16 protein-coding genes are annotated in these 15,416 nt (G+C 66.5%); 12 read left to right on the forward strand and 4 right to left on the reverse strand.

The genetic code is table 11. The annotated features are described in order from the left end of the window. Positions 1 to 46 precede the first annotated feature (46 nt). From LDO14_RS02915 to LDO14_RS02940, 6 genes are all read left to right on the forward strand, one after another. Entirely contained in the window at positions 47 to 1,138 is a 1,092-nt protein-coding gene (locus LDO14_RS02915; RefSeq protein ID WP_134165176.1) for a M14 family zinc carboxypeptidase, read from the forward strand. Between the two features lie 238 nt (positions 1,139 to 1,376). Next, positions 1,377 to 2,666: an adenylosuccinate synthase gene (locus LDO14_RS02920; RefSeq protein ID WP_026266160.1), complete on the forward strand. Its 1,290-nt coding sequence runs from the start codon at positions 1,377 to 1,379 to the stop codon at positions 2,664 to 2,666. 188 nt (positions 2,667 to 2,854) lie between these two features. After that, positions 2,855 to 3,226 (forward strand): DUF1508 domain-containing protein, encoded by a 372-nt coding sequence (locus LDO14_RS02925; protein ID WP_223993684.1) that lies wholly within the window; start codon positions 2,855 to 2,857, stop codon positions 3,224 to 3,226. Between the two features lie 294 nt (positions 3,227 to 3,520). After that, positions 3,521 to 4,072 carry a sigma-70 family RNA polymerase sigma factor gene (locus tag LDO14_RS02930; protein ID WP_056392220.1) on the forward strand — a complete coding sequence of 184 codons (552 nt, stop codon included), beginning with the start codon at positions 3,521 to 3,523 and terminating at the stop codon, positions 4,070 to 4,072. Continuing rightward, positions 4,069 to 5,040: a hypothetical protein gene (locus tag LDO14_RS02935; RefSeq protein ID WP_223993686.1), complete on the forward strand. Its 972-nt coding sequence runs from the start codon at positions 4,069 to 4,071 to the stop codon at positions 5,038 to 5,040. Before LDO14_RS02930 ends, LDO14_RS02935 begins: the two co-directional genes overlap by 4 nt. 37 nt (positions 5,041 to 5,077) lie before the next feature. Then, positions 5,078 to 5,503 carry a CoA-binding protein gene (locus tag LDO14_RS02940; RefSeq protein WP_018771841.1) on the forward strand — a complete coding sequence of 142 codons (426 nt, stop codon included), beginning with the start codon at positions 5,078 to 5,080 and terminating at the stop codon, positions 5,501 to 5,503. On the opposite strand, the gene LDO14_RS02945 is transcribed toward LDO14_RS02940, so the two are convergent. Continuing rightward, positions 5,500 to 6,528: a 2-oxoglutarate and iron-dependent oxygenase domain-containing protein gene (locus tag LDO14_RS02945; protein ID WP_223993688.1), complete on the reverse strand. Its 1,029-nt coding sequence runs from the start codon at positions 6,526 to 6,528 to the stop codon at positions 5,500 to 5,502. The two genes, LDO14_RS02940 and LDO14_RS02945, sit on opposite strands and share 4 nt — an antisense overlap. Before the next feature lie 45 nt (positions 6,529 to 6,573). Here LDO14_RS02945 and LDO14_RS02950 point away from each other — a divergent pair, with 45 nt between their 5' ends. From LDO14_RS02950 to LDO14_RS02965, 4 genes are read left to right on the forward strand one after another with little or no spacing between them, the layout of a single operon-like run. Next, positions 6,574 to 6,987: an MmcQ/YjbR family DNA-binding protein gene (locus LDO14_RS02950; RefSeq protein ID WP_018771843.1), complete on the forward strand. Its 414-nt coding sequence runs from the start codon at positions 6,574 to 6,576 to the stop codon at positions 6,985 to 6,987. Next, a complete protein-coding gene (locus LDO14_RS02955) occupies positions 6,980 to 7,522 on the forward strand; it encodes a DUF1990 domain-containing protein (protein ID WP_223993690.1) in 543 nt (180 codons plus the stop codon). Before LDO14_RS02950 ends, LDO14_RS02955 begins: the two co-directional genes overlap by 8 nt. Then, positions 7,519 to 7,839 (forward strand): putative quinol monooxygenase, encoded by a 321-nt coding sequence (locus tag LDO14_RS02960; RefSeq protein WP_223993692.1) that lies wholly within the window; start codon positions 7,519 to 7,521, stop codon positions 7,837 to 7,839. Before LDO14_RS02955 ends, LDO14_RS02960 begins: the two co-directional genes overlap by 4 nt. A gap of 14 nt (positions 7,840 to 7,853) precedes the next feature. Further along, entirely contained in the window at positions 7,854 to 8,147 is a 294-nt protein-coding gene (locus tag LDO14_RS02965; RefSeq protein ID WP_018771846.1) for a DUF503 domain-containing protein, read from the forward strand. 74 nt (positions 8,148 to 8,221) lie between these two features. Here LDO14_RS02965 and purL read toward each other — a convergent pair whose 3' ends face one another. The 3 genes from purL to purS are packed head-to-tail and all read right to left on the reverse strand — an operon-like array spanning position 8,222 to position 11,554. Further along, positions 8,222 to 10,531, reverse strand: a complete 2,310-nt coding sequence (gene purL, locus LDO14_RS02970) for a phosphoribosylformylglycinamidine synthase subunit PurL (protein WP_223993694.1) — start codon at positions 10,529 to 10,531, stop codon at positions 8,222 to 8,224. Further along, positions 10,528 to 11,301: a phosphoribosylformylglycinamidine synthase subunit PurQ gene (purQ, locus tag LDO14_RS02975; RefSeq protein WP_018771848.1), complete on the reverse strand. Its 774-nt coding sequence runs from the start codon at positions 11,299 to 11,301 to the stop codon at positions 10,528 to 10,530. Before purQ ends, purL begins: the two co-directional genes overlap by 4 nt. 1 nt (position 11,302) lies before the next feature. Next, the gene (purS, locus tag LDO14_RS02980; RefSeq protein ID WP_015935902.1) at positions 11,303 to 11,554 is read right to left on the reverse strand and encodes a phosphoribosylformylglycinamidine synthase subunit PurS; all 252 of its coding nucleotides are present in this window, start codon (positions 11,552 to 11,554) and stop codon (positions 11,303 to 11,305) included. Positions 11,555 to 11,823: 269 nt separating this feature from the next. Here purS and LDO14_RS02985 point away from each other — a divergent pair, with 269 nt between their 5' ends. Further along, positions 11,824 to 12,009, forward strand: a complete 186-nt coding sequence (locus LDO14_RS02985; RefSeq protein WP_018771849.1) for a hypothetical protein — start codon at positions 11,824 to 11,826, stop codon at positions 12,007 to 12,009. A 351-nt stretch (positions 12,010 to 12,360) separates the two neighbouring features. Next, positions 12,361 to 15,402 carry a S8 family serine peptidase gene (locus tag LDO14_RS02990; RefSeq protein ID WP_223995097.1) on the forward strand — a complete coding sequence of 1,014 codons (3,042 nt, stop codon included), beginning with the start codon at positions 12,361 to 12,363 and terminating at the stop codon, positions 15,400 to 15,402. The last annotated feature ends 14 nt before the right edge of the window (positions 15,403 to 15,416 follow it).

Consider the following 15,416-nt stretch of genomic DNA (forward strand, 5'->3'; position numbering starts at 1 on the left):
TTTTGTCACAGTCCGCGATGGGGGACATGGCGGCTGGACCCACTCAATGCACTCGAAAGAGGTACCGCACGTGAAAATATCCCTGTCTTCTTTCAAGGCCCTCGCCGCCGCAGGCGCCCTGTCGCTCGCTGTCGTCGCAGCAGGTCCGGCGCCCCTGGCCGGCGCCGTAGGCGAAGGGCCTTCCTACGACGGCAACGGCCAGATCACCACGTCGAAGCTGGCCACCTACGACCAGATGGTCTCGTTCCTGAAGGACCAGGATGCGCGCCAGCCCGCCATGGAGCTGGAGGTCATCGGCCAGACCGTCAAAGGCCGCGACATCCACCTGGTCAAGTACATATCGGACCCGGCCAAGCCCACCATCCTGTATTTGACCCAGCAGCACGGCAATGAACAGCTCACCACCGAGGGTGCCCTCGAGTTCGTCAAGCACCTGGGCACGGGCAAGTCGGCAGGCATCCTGGACGGCGTGAACATCCTCATCGTGCCCATGCTCAACGCGGACGGTGCCATGGGGGATGTCAACTTCTCCCTGGACGACTACCTTGCCAAAGGGGACCGCCACCTCACCCGCTACAACGCGGAGGGCGTGGACCTGAACCGGGACCATGTGGCCAAGGTCCAGCCGGAGACCCAGGCGCTGCACAACAACGTGATGCGCAAGTACCGCATTGACTACATGATCGACCTGCACCACCAGGGCACCCGCGCCGAGCGCGACGGCAAGCTGGTTTCCGGCTCCATCCTGTACCCCACCACCCCGAACGCCGACCCCGCCGTCGTCGAGAAATCAAAGCGGCTCGGCGCCGTTGTCTTCAACAACGTTGACTCCACCGGCTGGGGCCACCTGGGCAGGTACCAGGGCGGCAGCGCCGAGACCATCAGCCGCAACGGCATCTCCGTGGAATACGGCATTGCCACCCTGCTTTTCGAGATGCGCGGCATGTCCGACCACTACCTGGATGGTTACGCGCTGGGGCAGCGGAGCAATGGCTACCTGATCAAGCAGACGGTCACCACGCTGGCGTCCACCGCCGCGGCCATCGCGGATGGATCCATTGCCGACGCCGACACCTCCTTCTGGGACACGCTCGCCGAGCAGACGTCCCGGCCCGCGGGGGAGGCCGAGGACGAGTAGGAGGCCCGGCGCCCGCCGCGGCCCATATTTGCGAAAGGGCCGCGGCGGGCCACAACAGTGGACAAAGTGCCCCATCGGCTAAACTTGGGTGGTAAGAGCCCCGGAACTCTTGCTTCGCCGTGCCGTGCTGCGGCTGTGCGAAGGCCGGTATGTTCGGGGCATTCTCATGAACGGCGCTGCATGGGCCCGCCACCAGATGGCTGGACCCGGGCAGCCCGAACGAATGGGGGAGGATCCCATGCCAGCAATTGTGATCGTAGGAGCCCAGTGGGGCGACGAAGGAAAAGGCAAGGCCACCGACCTTTTGGGCGGCCGTGTTGACTACGTCGTCAAGCCCAATGGCGGCAACAATGCCGGGCACACCGTCGTCGTAGGCGGTGAAAAGTACGAACTCAAGCTGCTGCCGGCAGGCATTCTCAGCCCCAACGCTGTTCCCATCATCGGCAACGGCTGCGTGGTGAACCTCGAAGCCCTCTTCCAGGAAATCGACGGGCTCCAGGCCCGCGGTGCGGACACCTCGAAGCTGCGGGTTTCCGCCAACGCCCACCTGGTGGCCCCGTACCACCAGGTCCTGGACAAAGTGACCGAACGCTTCCTGGGCAGCCGCGCCATCGGCACCACCGGCCGCGGCATCGGCCCCGCCTACATGGACAAGGTGGCCCGGCTGGGCATCCGCGTCCAGGACGTCTTTGACGAATCCATCCTCCGCCAGAAGGTGGAAGGCTCGCTGCGCCAGAAGAACGAACTCCTGGTCAAGGTCTACAACCGCCGCAGCGTTGTCGTGGACGAGATCGTGGACTACTTCCTGTCCTTCGCCGAGCGGCTCCGTCCGCTGGTCATCGACAGCACCCTGGTCCTGAACACCGCGCTGGACGAGGGCAAGGTGGTCCTGATGGAAGGCGGCCAGGCTACGTTCCTGGACGTGGACCACGGCACCTACCCGTTCGTGACCTCCTCCAACCCCACCGCCGGCGGCGCGTCGGTTGGCTCCGGCATCGGGCCCACCCGCATCTCGCGCTCCATCGGCATCATCAAGGCCTACACCACCCGCGTTGGCGCCGGCCCGTTCCCCACGGAACTCTTCGACGAGATGGGCATGTACCTGCAGAAGACCGGCGGCGAATTCGGCGTCAACACCGGACGCCCGCGCCGCTGCGGCTGGTACGACGCCGTCCTGGCCCGGCATGCCTCCCGCGTCAACGGCTTCACGGACTACTTCGTCACCAAGCTGGACGTGCTCACCGGCATCGAACAGATTCCCGTGTGCGTGGCCTACGACGTGGACGGCGTCCGGCACGATGAAATGCCCATGACGCAGACCGAGTTCCACCACGCCAAGCCCATCTTCGAGTACTTCGACGGCTGGACCGAGGACATCACCGGGGCACGCACCCTGGCGGACCTGCCGGAGAACGCCCGGAATTACGTGCTGGCCCTTGAGAAGCTTTCCGGAACCCGGTTCTCCGCCATCGGCGTGGGCCCGGACCGGGACCAGACCATCGTGGTGAACGACCTCATCAACGACTGACACCCCCCAGGGCAGCATGACGACGGCGGCAGGCCACCTTTGCGGGTGGCCTGCCGCTTGTGCGTCCCGGGACGTTCGGCCCCGGGTGGAAAAGCAATTTACACAGGCTTAACGCGCACGGTCTTGTGAGGCTGCACGCGTACCGGCAAGACTCGGTAGTACCCCCTGGTGCCCAAGGAAGGATCGTCATGGCCGGAAAATTTGAAGCATTCATTGACGCTGATTCGTTGTTCCGGTTCCGGCTCCTGGCCCCGGATGGCGCAGTGGTGGCTGTCTCCGGGCCGTACCATGACAAGCAGGCCCTGGCGGCAGGGATCGCTGCCGTGCGTGAGTGCGCCGGCACCGGCCTGGTCACCGACCTCTGTCCCGCCGGGGCCGTATCCCGTCCCGCAACCGTGCCCGTAGCGGCAGCCGCCGCCGTTCCCGCGGAGCTGCCCTCCGCCGTCGTACCTGTCTGTGGCGACGAGCGCCTGCCCGCCAGGCTGCACTTTTTCGCGCTGGCCAAGGCATCGCGCAGGCAGGCGACGCCGCCCCGGTGGACCAGGGCAGCTACCCGCTGACAGCCGCGGAACGGCTGCCAAAAAAGTTTTTGAAATCGCGTAACCCTTTGGGGGTGCGCAGCGATTACCCCTATGAAGTGCCGGTCTGGAACCTGTCCCCCATCACGTTCCAGACCGGCTCTTTTGTTTTCCGCCCAGCCGGCTTCAGGTGCCGGGAGCCCGCAACGGCCCGCTTACCCGGCGCCGTGGCGCTTCCGGCAGCGGTTGTTACTGAAGGGTAAAGTAGGGGCAGCGTTCCGGATGTACTGAGCGTTCACCTTGCCAACTCCCTCTTTGACGGAAAGCACTACGTCAGTGACCGATGCACAGACAGACGAGGCTCCGGACCAGCCAACTCCCGGGACCGCTGCCTTCAGCCTCGTCTACAAGACGTACGCGTCGCAGGTGCTGGGCTATCTCACCGCCCGGGGAGTCGAGGATCCGGAGGCCGCCATGCAGGAAGTGTTTCTTTCCGTCCTGCCCAGGCTCGACAGTGTCCGCGGAGGGGATGCGGGGCTGCGTACCTTCATTTTCTCCGTTGCCCATGCGCGGATGGTGGACGACCACCGCCGCCAAAGCCGAAGCCCGCTCAAACTGCCGTTCGAGCCAGAGCTTGACCAGCGCCAGGACAGCTCAGCGGAAAAGCTGGCGCTGGAGCGCATCTCACCCAGGGAAGTCCTCGGGCTGCTGGACGGGCTGCCGCAGGACCAGCGGGACGTGCTGTCGCTTCGCCTGGTGGGTGGCCTGACAGTGGAACAGACCGCGGAAACCATCGATAAGAGCGCCGGTGCCGTGAAACAGCTCCAGCGGCGCGCGCTGCTGAAACTTCGGGAACTTGCGGCAGTGAAGGAGTATTTCACGCCATGACGTCCGCTTCGGATTATCTCATCGCCCTCGTCGACGACATGCTCCAGGACGCCGGTGCAGCCCAGGATGCGGAACTCCGTGACACCCTGGTCGCACTGGGCGCCCTGGCCTCACTGCCCGTACCCGCGCCCACCGGCGAGCTTGCCGCGATGCTGGCAGCGGGAGGTCCGGCAGAAGACGCCACTTCCGGGAAACTCGAGGGTGAGCAGCGGGTTGAGCAGCCGGATGGTGAGCAATGGGTTGACGACCCGCCGGGCGATGAACTGGCGCGCCGCCGCCGTCGGCACCGCCCCACCGCGCTGGGCCTGGTCCTCGTGGCGGGAATGGGGCTGGGCGTTGGCGGAGTAGCCGCCAGCTCCACCGCTCCCGGAGGCAGCCCCATTGAGCACGTGCTGACGGAATGGATGCCGTGGAACCATACGACCGACGCCGCGTCGGCCGCCTCCTCCACCGACGGCGGGCCAGACGTGGCCGCGGACGGGGAAGTCACCCAGTCCGGCGCAACTGCCGCACCGGCTGGGGCTGCGGACGCGTCACACCGTGCGTCCCGTTTCCTGCGCGATCCTGCCGGCCTGTTCGGCCGCACCCGCACGCCGGCGTGTGCCGGCCCCGTCAAGCACGACGCCGGCACAGGTCCAGGGAACTGCGCGGCCGAACCCGGGGCTGCTGCAGTGGGTGGAGCCGTCGGCGGCATGGATGGCAGCGGACGGGCTGTGCCGGCGGGAACCCCGGCGGATCCGGCTGCGGCCGGACCGGGCAAGGCCGGGGCGCCGGCACCGGCTACTGTGGCAGGCGGCGTGGACCCGGCCGGGACGGCGCAGAAGGCGGCCGGTTCCGCTGCCACCACCGGCCGGGTGCCGGGCCAAGGCCAGCCACAGGACCCAGGGACACAGGAACCAGGGACACAGGGCGCAGAGGGTTCAGAGTCGCAGGGCACAGGCCCCAAGGCCGCCACCCCGCTGAAGTAGCTGAAGCATGACAGGACGGGCAGCGTAGGCTGATCCCATGGGCCACACGAACGATCCCGCAGTCATCGAACGCCTTCTGCGAACCAAGGGCCGGTGGGCCATCGTCGGACTCACCACCAATGAGTGGCGCTCCGCCTACGACGTCTCGCTGATGATCCGCGACCGGCTCGGCATGGAGATCATCCCCGTCAACCTGAACGGCGACACTGTCCACGGCGAACCCGGCTATCGCACCCTCGGCGACATCCCAGCGGACAAGCAGCCCATCGACGTCGTGGACTGCTTTGTGAACTCGCAGAAGGTGGGCAGCGTGGTGGACCAGGCCATTGCCGCCGGGGCGAAAGCCGTGTGGCTGCAGCTGGGGGTCATCGACGAGGCAGCGGCGGAACGTGCCAAGGCGGCGGGGCTGGACGTGGTGATGAATCTGTGTCCGGCGCAGCTTGCCTGGAAGTACAACCTTTAGCGCTTCATCAACTCCGGATAGTGCCGTTCGGTCACGTCCGGGTGTGCCCGCATCCGGCCCTTGAGCATGTTGAGGCCGAACGATGCCAGGAGCGGGTTGTCCGGATCGTCCGTGATACCCCGGGCAGCCGCCTTTAGCTCGGGTGCCAGGGGGACGGGCTCGATGACCGCGTCGAGCCGCGGCGACCAGAAGAACGGCACCGAGTACCGGTCGACGCCCGGTGGCGGTGCCTGGACGCGGTGGATGGTCGCCGCCAGGTATCCCTCCGTGGCTACTTCGAGCATCTCGCCAAGGTTCACCACCAGTGCCCCCGGCAGGGGCTCCACAGGCAGCCACTGGGTGGTTCCGGGCGGCAGCACTTCCAGGCCGCCTACGTTGTCCTGCAGCAGGAGGGTTACGAAGCCGTAGTCCGCGTGCGAGCCAACGCCCTGGTCCCCGGCCGCTTCCACCACGCCGCCCACGTAGTGGACCAGCTTGCCCATCCATGCCGGTGAATCCCGGAAGGGCCCGTCGAAGTAGTCCTCCGGCAGCTGGAGCGAAACGGCGATTGTCCTCAACAGTTCCATGCCCACGCCGGACATCAGCTCCGCCCACTCCATGGCAGCAGGCTTCAGCTCGGGGAATGTTTCATCGGGCCAGAGATTGGGACCCTGCAGCAGCCAGTAAGGCTGGCTGTCCGGGTAGTCCCGCACCGGCTCGCGCTCCGGTGAATAGTCGATCTGCTCCCGAGCGTCGGCCCGGCCCTGGGTCACCTCGGTGCCCATGCGCGTGTAGCCACGGAAGTGGGGGGAGAGGCGGTTGTCCAGCTTCATCCGCTCCTCAAGGGGCAGGTCGAAGAAGCGCTGAATAGTGTCCAGGAGCTCTTCGGCCTGTCCCGGGCGGCCACCATAACCGGTGACCTGGAAGAACCCGATGTCGTGGGTGGCGTGCCGCAGCTGGTCGATGAACTCCGGGCTGAATGTGCCGTCGGCCCGCCGGGCGGCACGCAGGTCCAGAACAGGTATGGCTCCCTGGTCGCGTGACATGTTCGCAGACTAGCACCGCGCAGGTCTGCTTTATAGGCTTCCGTTATGGACCCAAGTGCGCTGCGGAAGATCTGCCTTTCGTTTCCCGGAGCCTATGAGGATTTTCCGTTCGGACCGGAGACTTCGGTCTTCAAGGTCCGTGCCGGGACTGCCGGGGGAGCGCGGCACGAGGCTAAACTGTTTGCCCTGTCGTCCATGGACGAACGCGATTTCTACGTGAACTTGAAGTGCGAGCCGGCCCTGGCCGTGCAGCTGCGCGCGGTACACCCGGCAATCACCGGGGCGTGGCACATGAACAAGACCCACTGGAATGGTGTGCGCATCGACGGGTCGCTGCCGGACGGGATGATCCGGGACATGGTTGAGGACTCCTACGACCTTGTGGTGTCAGGCTTGAGCCGGAAGCAGCAGGATCAACTGGGGTGGGCACGCCTCGAAAGGGCAGGCGGCGATGATTGACGCGGGAAGACTTGGCTATCCGGGAATTGGCGGCACGGAGCGCGGCGTCGCGCCAGTGGGGTACGACCGCGTCCTTGAGGAAGCCCGCCTGGGTACCGGCCTTGGCGTCTACCGGCGCGTGGCGGACGGCATCCTGGGCTGGGAACTGCAGCGGAGGGCTGGCCTCACGGTGCGGGCAGACTCGCCAAGGGCGGTGCCCGGGGCACACGTGGTGAGCGGTTTCGGCGTCGGGCCCTTCCGCCTGCCCGCGCCCTGCCAGGTGGTGTGGGCGCGGGAGCCGGCACCGGACGGTGTTCCCCAATCCGCCGGGTTTGGCTACGGGACGCTGCCCGGCCACCCCGCCCGTGGCGAGGAATCCTTCGAGGTGGAGATCAACAGCCACGGAGAGGTGTGGCTGCGGATCCGTGCTTTCAGCAGGCCTGCCAACTGGTTCTACGCCGCCGGTGGCCTGGTCACCCGCGCGGCACAGCGCTACGTTACTTCCCGGTACATTGAAGGGGCACGCACCCTCGCCGCGGAAGGAACATCCCAGTGATCTTTATCGTCGTCAAGTTCAAGGTCAAGCCCGAATGGTCCGGGCGCTGGCTCGATCTGGTGGCAGACTTCACCCGGGCTACCCGGGAGGAGCCGGGCAACCTGTGGTTCGACTGGTCCCGAAGTTTGGACGATCCCAACGAGTTCGTCCTGGTGGAAGCGTTCAAGGACGACGCCGCGGGAGACCATGTCAACAGCGGGCACTTCAAGAAGGCCATGGCCGACATGCCCCAGGCACTCGCCGAAACACCCAGGATCATCAGCCGCCAGCTGGACGGCGAAGGGTGGGACCTGATGGGTGAGCTCACCATCGAGTAAAGACAGGGGCGGCCATGTGGATCGGCTGGATCGAGTTCGACATCCTCCTTGGGGACGTGCAGAGCCTGAAGGAAAAGCGCTCCGTCGTCAGGCCGCTCCTTGCCGAGCTCAAACGCCGCTTCGAGGTGTCAGTCGCCGAAGTCGGGGACCATGCCCAGTACCGGCGCTCGCAGGTCGGCGTTGGCCTGGTGGCAGCTGACCGGGCCCATCTCGTGGAGGTGCTGGCCGCCGTCGAACGTTTTGTGGCAGCCCGGCCGGAGTTCGAGCTGCTCAGTGCACGGCAGCGGGAGCTGCACAGCGAGGACTGAACCGGTCCTTAAATGCGGACGGACACCCAAAGCCCTCGCTATGGGCTTGAGTGTCCGTCCGCGTTCTGTGGGGCCTAGCCGAAGTACTTCGGCAGGGTCCCTTCGTGGGCTTCGCGGAGCGCGTCCAGGGACAGGCCCTCCACGCCGTTGATCTCCAGCTTGCCGCTGGCCGCGTCCACCACGCCGATGCGGGTGTGGGTGAAGCCGCGGGCGGTGCACATGTCCGTGAAGCGGACTTCCTCGGAGCGGGGGACGCCCACAACGGCACGGCCCTGGGACTCGGAGAACAGGGCCGTGAACAGGTCCACGCCGTCCCGGTCCATGACGTCCTGCAGCGCGATCCGGGCACCCACGCCGTAGCGCAGCGAGGACTCCACCAGCGCAGCCGCGAGGCCGCCTTCGGAGAGGTCGTGGGCGGAGTCGATCATGCCGTCGCGGGACGCGTTGATCAGGATCTCGCCCAGCGCGCGCTCGGCCTCGAGGTCCACCTTCGGCGGCTGTCCGCCCAGGTGTCCGCGCATGTTGGCCCATTCGGAACCGTCCAGCTCGGCGCCCGTGGTGCCCAGCAGGTAGATCGCCTGGCCATCCTCACGCCAGCCCGACGGCGTGCGGCGCGCAACGTCGTCGAGCTTGCCCAGGACTGCCACCACCGGGGAGGGGTGGATGGGCGTGGTGCCGGTCTGGTTGTAGAGCGAGACGTTGCCGCCGGTGACCGGGATGCCCAGCACCATGCAGGCGTCGGAGAGGCCGCGGATGGCCTCGGCGAGCTGCCACATCACATCCGGGTCCTCGGGGGAGCCGAAGTTCAGGCAGTCGCTGACGGCCATGGGGATGGCGCCTGCGGTGGCTACGTTGCGGTAGGCCTCGGCCAGTGCCAGCTGCGCGCCGTGGTACGGGTCCAGGTAGGTGTAGCGGCCGTTGGCGTCGGTGGCCAGGGCAACGCCCAGGCCGGTTTCCTCGTCCACGCGCACCACGCCGGCGTCGTCGGGGAACGCCATGGAGGTGTTGCCGCCCACGTAGCGGTCGTACTGGTTGGTGATCCAGGACTTGGAGCACATGTTCGGTGACGCCACCAGTTCGGTGACGGCCTTTGCCAGCTCAGCGGGGGCGGCCGGGCGGCCGGCGTCCTGCACGGAACCGGTGAAGGTGTCCGCCTGCACGGCATCCTGCCACTCGGGACGGGCATACGGGCGGTCATAAACCGGCCCGTCGTGCGCCACGGTGCGGGGGTCGACGTCGACAATCACCTCGCCTTCCCAGGTGATGATCAGGCGGCCGGTATCGGTCACCTCGCCCAGCCAGGAGTACTCCACGGCCCATTTGTCCATCACGGCCTCGAACGCTTCCACGTTCTCCGGGGTGACAACGGCCATCATGCGTTCCTGGGACTCGGACATCAGGATCTCGCCCGGGGTCAGCGTGGGGTCGCGCAGCAGGACGGAGGTCAGCTCGACCTGCATGCCGCCGTCGCCGTTGGAGGCCAGCTCGGACGTGGCGCAGGAGATGCCGGCGGCGCCAAGGTCCTGGATGCCTTCCACCAGCGAGCCCTTGAAGAGCTCCAGGCAGCACTCGATGAGGACCTTCTCGGCGAACGGGTCGCCCACCTGCACTGCGGGGCGCTTGGAGGGCTTGGTGTCGTCGAAGGACTCGGAGGCCAGCACGGACGCGCCGCCGATGCCGTCGCCGCCGGTGCGGGCACCGAACAGGACCACCTTGTTGCCCTTGCCGGAGGCGTTGGCCAGGCGGATGTCCTCGTGCCGCATGACGCCGACTGCCAGGGCGTTGACCAGCGGGTTGCCCTGGTACACGGAGTCGAACACCATCTCGCCGCCGATGTTTGGCAGGCCCAGGGAGTTGCCGTAACCACCGATGCCCGCAACGGCACCATGCATGACGCGGGCGGTGTCCGGGTGGTCGATGGCGCCGAAACGCAGCGGGTCCATGACGGCAACCGGGCGGGCGCCCATGGAGATGATGTCGCGGACAATGCCGCCGATGCCGGTCGCGGCACCCTGGTAGGGCTCAACGAACGACGGCGAGTTGTGCGATTCGATCTTGAAGGTCACGGCCCAGCCGTCCCCCAGGTTGGTCACGCCGGCGTTTTCGCCGATGCCCACCAGCATGTCCTTCTTCATTTCCTCGGTGACCTTCTGGCCGAACTGGCGCAGATGGTTCTTGGAGGACTTGTAGGAGCAGTGCTCGCTCCACATGACGGAGTACATGGCCAGTTCCGCGCCCGTGGGGCGGCGGCCCAGGACCTTGACGATCTCGTCGAACTCGTTCCGCTTCAGGCCAAGTTCGGCCCAGGGAAGTTCCGTGTCCGGAGTTTTCGCGGCGTGCTCGACGGTGTCGATGTTGAACTTCTTGGTGGTTTCCGTGGTCACTTGTCGCCTCCCACAATCTTGTTCAGGACGGAGGTGAAGAAGCCCAGGCCGTCGGTGTCGGAACCGCCGATGCCGTCCAGCGATTCGGGCCCGAAGCCCGGCTCCACGGCGTGTTCGGGGTGCGGCATGAGGCCCACCACGTTGCCGGCGGCATTGGAGATGCCGGCGATGTCGCGGCGGGAGCCGTTCGGGTTGAAGCCCACATAGCGGAAGACAACGCGGCCCTCAGCCTCAAGGGCGTCCAGGGTCTTCTCGTCCGCGATGTACTGGCCATCCTGGTTCTTCAGCGGGATGGTGATCTCCTGGCCCGCCTGGTAGTCCAGGGTCCACGCAGTGTTGCTGTTCTCGACACGCAGCACCTGGTCGCGGCAGAGGAACTTCAGGTGGTCGTTCTTGATCATCGATCCGGGCAGCAGGTGCGACTCGGTGAGGATCTGGAAGCCGTTGCAGATGCCGAGGACCGGCAGCTTGGCATCGGAGTTGGCGGCGTCGATGATCTTGGACATCAACGGCGCAAAGCGGGCAATGGCGCCGGCACGCAGGTAGTCGCCGTAAGAGAAGCCGCCGGGGATGACCACGGCATCCACATCGCCGAGCTGGCTGTCGCCATGCCAAAGTTCGACGGCGGTGCCGCCCGCAAGGCGCACGGCGCGGGCGGCGTCGCGGTCATCAAGGGTGCCGGGGAAGGTAACGACGCCGATGCGGGCGCCGGCGAGGCGCGGCTCCGCCGCGACTGCGACGGCTTCGCCGATCAGGGGGAGTTCAGTCATGTCAGGCCTCGACGACCTCGACGTTGACGACATCTTCGATCACGGGGTTGGACAGGAGGGTCTCGGCGGCGTCGCGGGCCTGGGCCAGGATTTCCTCGGTCACCTCGCCGTCGACCGTCAGTTCGAAACGCTTGCCCTGGCGGACAGAGCTGAAGCTGGTGAAGCCCAGCCGGGGGAGAGCGCCGACGATCGCCTTCCCCTGCGGGTCCAGAATCTCGGGCTTGGGCATGACGTCAACAACGATCCGGGGCATCCGGCAACTCCTGTGCGTGAGCTTGGGTAAGGGCGCAGCGGAGTGGTGCCGTCTCACGCCGTACCGGGGTTGGGGGGACTGTTGGTCACCTACGTTGGTTCACCATGAGGTCGGGCGCTCCGCGAGCTTGCCTTACCATTCTACCGGGCCGGGCGCACCCCTTTGCATCCGGCCTCCTGGGCAGCCGGGCGGCGGGGAATGAACCGGGGACAGGGACGCCCCTGGGCGGGGTTATGGAGTTGCCGGAGGGCGTTCACTAGAGTTGCTGAATGGGAGAAAATTCGAAGTCCGTGCTGTTGCCGATGGTTGCCGCGGCCGTGTTCGCCGGCCTGGGCAGGATGGTGTTTCAAAAAGTGAAGGCGGACCGCCTGGCCCGGGAGACGCGGGTAGCCGGTCCTGTGGATGAAAAAACCAGGCAATGGATCAGTGACGTGGTGCGCACTCCCCGCCAGTAGTTTCGCCGGCGGTCTCTCGTTCGCCAGGGCGTCCTTCGGGGCGCCCTTTTCCATGCCTGTTTCCGGGTCCTGCGGGCCAACGCCCCACCCCGTATGACAAGCGGAAAATTCTCGAATGTGCCCTATGTCATATCGTGCTCTCAGTCTGTACTCTGTGAACAGTCTGGTCTCAGCAAATTACAAAACCTGTAATTCCCTCTGCAGTTCCAGTCGTTCGGGCTGCCCACCAAGGCTGGGCGGTACATCGTGAAAGGGTTGCACGTGAAATCAACTGGAAAGAGCCCCTCGCGGGCTGGGGGCCTCCGGAAAGCGGCCGCACTGGCCGTCGGGTTGCCCCTTCTCCTTAGCTCCATGGCCGTGGGTCCCGCGTCGGCGGCACCCGGCGGCCAAGGTACGGAAAATGCCTCCTCCACTGCGAAGGACAGCCAATTCAATGACGGCCGGTACATCGTGGTGCTGGCCGGCCCGGCTGCCGCGGCGTACGAAGGGGGAGTTGCCGGACTGGGAGCCACCAAGCCCCAGCAGGGCAGGAAGCTCGACGCCGGCAGCCCCAACTACAAGGCCTACGACGCCCACCTTCGCAACCAGCAGCGTGAAGTCGCAGCGGCGCAGGGTGTGAGCCCCGCAAAGCAGTACACCGCAGCACTGAACGGGTTCACTGCCGAGCTGACCGCAACGCAGGCGGCAGCCTTGTCCAAGGACAACCGCGTCCTGGTGGTTTCACCCGATGTCGAAAACAAGCCTGACTACACCACCACCGACTTCCTCAAGCTCACCGGCCCAGACGGCGCATGGGCCCAACAGTTCGGCGGCCAGGCAAACGCCGGCAAGGGCGTTGTGGTGGGTGTCATCGACTCGGGGTACGCACCGGACAACCCCTTCCTGCAGGGCGAACCCGTGAAGCCACTGCAGGGTGACCCGCAGGTGGGCGTCCCGTACCGCACCGGCGATGGCAGGATTGCCATGCTCAAAGCGGACGGCACCACCTTCGAAGGGGAATGCCAAAAAGGCGAGGGCACCGGGGCCGGGTTTGACGGCTCGCTCTGCAATACCAAGGTCATCGGCGCCCGATACTTCGCCGATTCCTTCCTGCAGTACGTGGCGCCGGGAAACCGTGCCCCGGAAGAGCAGATTTCCCCGGTGGACGTTGGCAGCCACGGCACCCACACCGCCACCACGGCGGCGGGCAATGCCAATGTCGAGCAGGTGATCGATGGAACCAGCTTCGGCAAGAGCTCGGGAGTGGCCCCCGCAGCCAAAGTCTCGGTGTACAAGGTCTGCTGGGAGGACACCAACCCGGACACGGGCGGCTGCTACTCCTCGGCGTCGGTCGAGGCCGTGGACGCAGCCATCAAGGACGGCGTCGATGTCCTGAACTACTCCATATCGGGCAATAACAACAGCACCACCGATCCCGTGGCGCTGGCGTTCCTGAACGCGGCTTCCGCAGGTGTCTTCGTTTCGGCTTCGGCCGGCAACTCCGGCCCTGCGGCCTCCACCGTGAACCATGCCTCACCGTGGCTGACCACCGTGGCTGCTTCCACCTTCCCCAGCGACCTGCTGGGAACGGTCAAGGTGTCCGACGGCTCCCTGTACCGCGGAGCGTCCATTATGAAGTCGGAAGTGGCGGACAAGCCCGTTGTCCTTGCCGCGGGCGCCGCGGCCGCGGGTGCGGCAAACCCGAACCTCTGCGGCCCGGGGACCCTTGACGGCTCCAAGGTGGCCGGCAAGGTTGTGGTCTGCGACCGCGGCGTGGTGGACCGCACCGCCAAGAGCCAGGAGGTCCTGGACAAGGGCGGCGTGGGCATGATCCTGGTGAACCTCACCAGCAGCTCGGAGGACGCAGACAACCACGTTGTTCCAACTGTCCACGTCAATGCCCCCAAGAGCCTGGAGCTGAAGTCCAAGCTGGAAGCCAATCCGGCGCTGACCGTCAGCCTGGTCAAGGGCGACCTGACCGGTCTGCCACCAGCCGCGGCACCCCAAATCGCGGGCTTCTCGTCCCGCGGGCCCACCCTGGCATCCGGCGGCGACCTGCTCAAGCCGGACATCTCCGCCCCGGGCGTCAACGTCCTGGCCGGTGTCTCCACGATCGGTAACGACGGCGACCAGTTCGGGTTCATGTCCGGCACCTCCATGGCCGCACCGCACATCGCCGGTTTCGGTGCCCTGGTCCTGGGCAAGCAGCCGAAGTGGACCCCGGCAATGGTTAAGTCCGCCATGATGACCACCGCCTACCCTCTGGTCAATGCCGACGGTTCGCCCAACACCGACCCCTTCCAGGGCGGCGCCGGCCACATCGATTCCACCCGCGTCCTTGATCCCGGGCTGGTCTACGACTCCGGGACCCAGGACTGGCTCGGCTTCCTGAACGGGCAGGGCGTTGACACCGGAGCGCCGCAGGCCGGCAGCATTGCCGCCCGCGACCTCAACCTGCCCTCCATCGCGCTGGGCAGCCTGGTGGGCGAAGTCCAGGTGAAGCGCAAGCTGACCGCCCTGGTCCCGGGCATGTACCACCCCGAGGCGAACATGCCGGGCTTCAACGTCAACGTCGAACCCAAGGCACTGAACTTCGCCAGGGCCGGCCAGACCCGTGAAGTTACCGTCACCATCCGGAACGTCAGCGGACCGGTTGGCAAGTTCAGCACTGGAAGCCTCACCTGGAAGGGCCCGCGGACGGTTACGTCCCCTATTGCCATCCGTCCTGTTGATGCCCAGATTGCCCCGTCGTTCTCCTTCAGCTCGGCCACGGGCACCGGCAGCGGCACGATGGAGCTCGTATCCGGCTCCGACAACCCCATCGCCGTCGGCGTGGAGGGCCTGGCACCACTGAGCCAGACCGCCATCACCAAGACCCCGGGCGAGTACGCGGCCACGAATGACGCGCACAACGCCCTGCTCCAGGTGAAGGTGCCGGCCGGTGCCTCGTTTGCGCGGCTGGGCATCCAGGCACAGTCGAACGACGTCGACTGGGACATGGTGGTCTACGCACCGAGCGCGTCGGGCGGGTTGACGGCCACCCAGGTGGCCACTGCCTCGGCCAGTGAATTCCTGGACCTGGAGTCGCCGCGGGCGGGCACCTACTATGTGGTGGCCAACCTTTACGCCACGCCGGACAATGGGCCGGCCACCGCGTCCGTCCAGGCTGTGACCTTCGCCGGTGACGCGGGCAACCTCACGGTGAACCCGAACCCCATCGTGGCGCCGAACGGAACCGCCACCTCGGCGACCCTGAGCTGGACCGGACTCCAGGAGGGCTCCTACCTCTCCCGGCTGAGCCTTGGCAGCAACGGCATCAAAACCTGGGTGAACGTGCAGGTGGGACAGGGCGCTGCCCCCGCCCCGGCCGACGCTCCCCGGCTTGACCTGGCCCAGGCGGTACCCGCAACCTGATCCGGAAGGCATGG

The organism is Arthrobacter sp. NicSoilB11 (assembly GCF_019977375.1).
In the GTDB taxonomy this organism is placed as follows: domain Bacteria; phylum Actinomycetota; class Actinomycetes; order Actinomycetales; family Micrococcaceae; genus Arthrobacter.

Bases quoted from the DNA above. Each gene is read 5' to 3' on its own strand.
- purS (WP_015935902.1), bottom strand. From the start codon at position 11,554: ATGCCCCGGATCGTTGTTGACGTCATGCCCAAGCCCGAGATTCTGGAC.
- LDO14_RS02950 (WP_018771843.1), top strand. From the start codon at position 6,574: ATGGACCCAAGTGCGCTGCGGAAGATCTGCCTTTCGTTTCCCGGAGCC.
- LDO14_RS02990 (WP_223995097.1), top strand. From the start codon at position 12,361: ATGGCCGTGGGTCCCGCGTCGGCGGCACCCGGCGGCCAAGGTACGGAA.
- purQ (WP_018771848.1), bottom strand. From the start codon at position 11,301: ATGACTGAACTCCCCCTGATCGGCGAAGCCGTCGCAGTCGCGGCGGAG.
- LDO14_RS02915 (WP_134165176.1), top strand. From the start codon at position 47: ATGCACTCGAAAGAGGTACCGCACGTGAAAATATCCCTGTCTTCTTTC.
- LDO14_RS02985 (WP_018771849.1), top strand. From the start codon at position 11,824: ATGGGAGAAAATTCGAAGTCCGTGCTGTTGCCGATGGTTGCCGCGGCC.
- LDO14_RS02925 (WP_223993684.1), top strand. From the start codon at position 2,855: ATGGCCGGAAAATTTGAAGCATTCATTGACGCTGATTCGTTGTTCCGG.
- LDO14_RS02920 (WP_026266160.1), top strand. From the start codon at position 1,377: ATGCCAGCAATTGTGATCGTAGGAGCCCAGTGGGGCGACGAAGGAAAA.
- LDO14_RS02935 (WP_223993686.1), top strand. From the start codon at position 4,069: ATGACGTCCGCTTCGGATTATCTCATCGCCCTCGTCGACGACATGCTC.
- LDO14_RS02940 (WP_018771841.1), top strand. From the start codon at position 5,078: ATGGGCCACACGAACGATCCCGCAGTCATCGAACGCCTTCTGCGAACC.
- LDO14_RS02965 (WP_018771846.1), top strand. From the start codon at position 7,854: ATGTGGATCGGCTGGATCGAGTTCGACATCCTCCTTGGGGACGTGCAG.
- LDO14_RS02945 (WP_223993688.1), bottom strand. From the start codon at position 6,528: ATGTCACGCGACCAGGGAGCCATACCTGTTCTGGACCTGCGTGCCGCC.
- LDO14_RS02955 (WP_223993690.1), top strand. From the start codon at position 6,980: ATGATTGACGCGGGAAGACTTGGCTATCCGGGAATTGGCGGCACGGAG.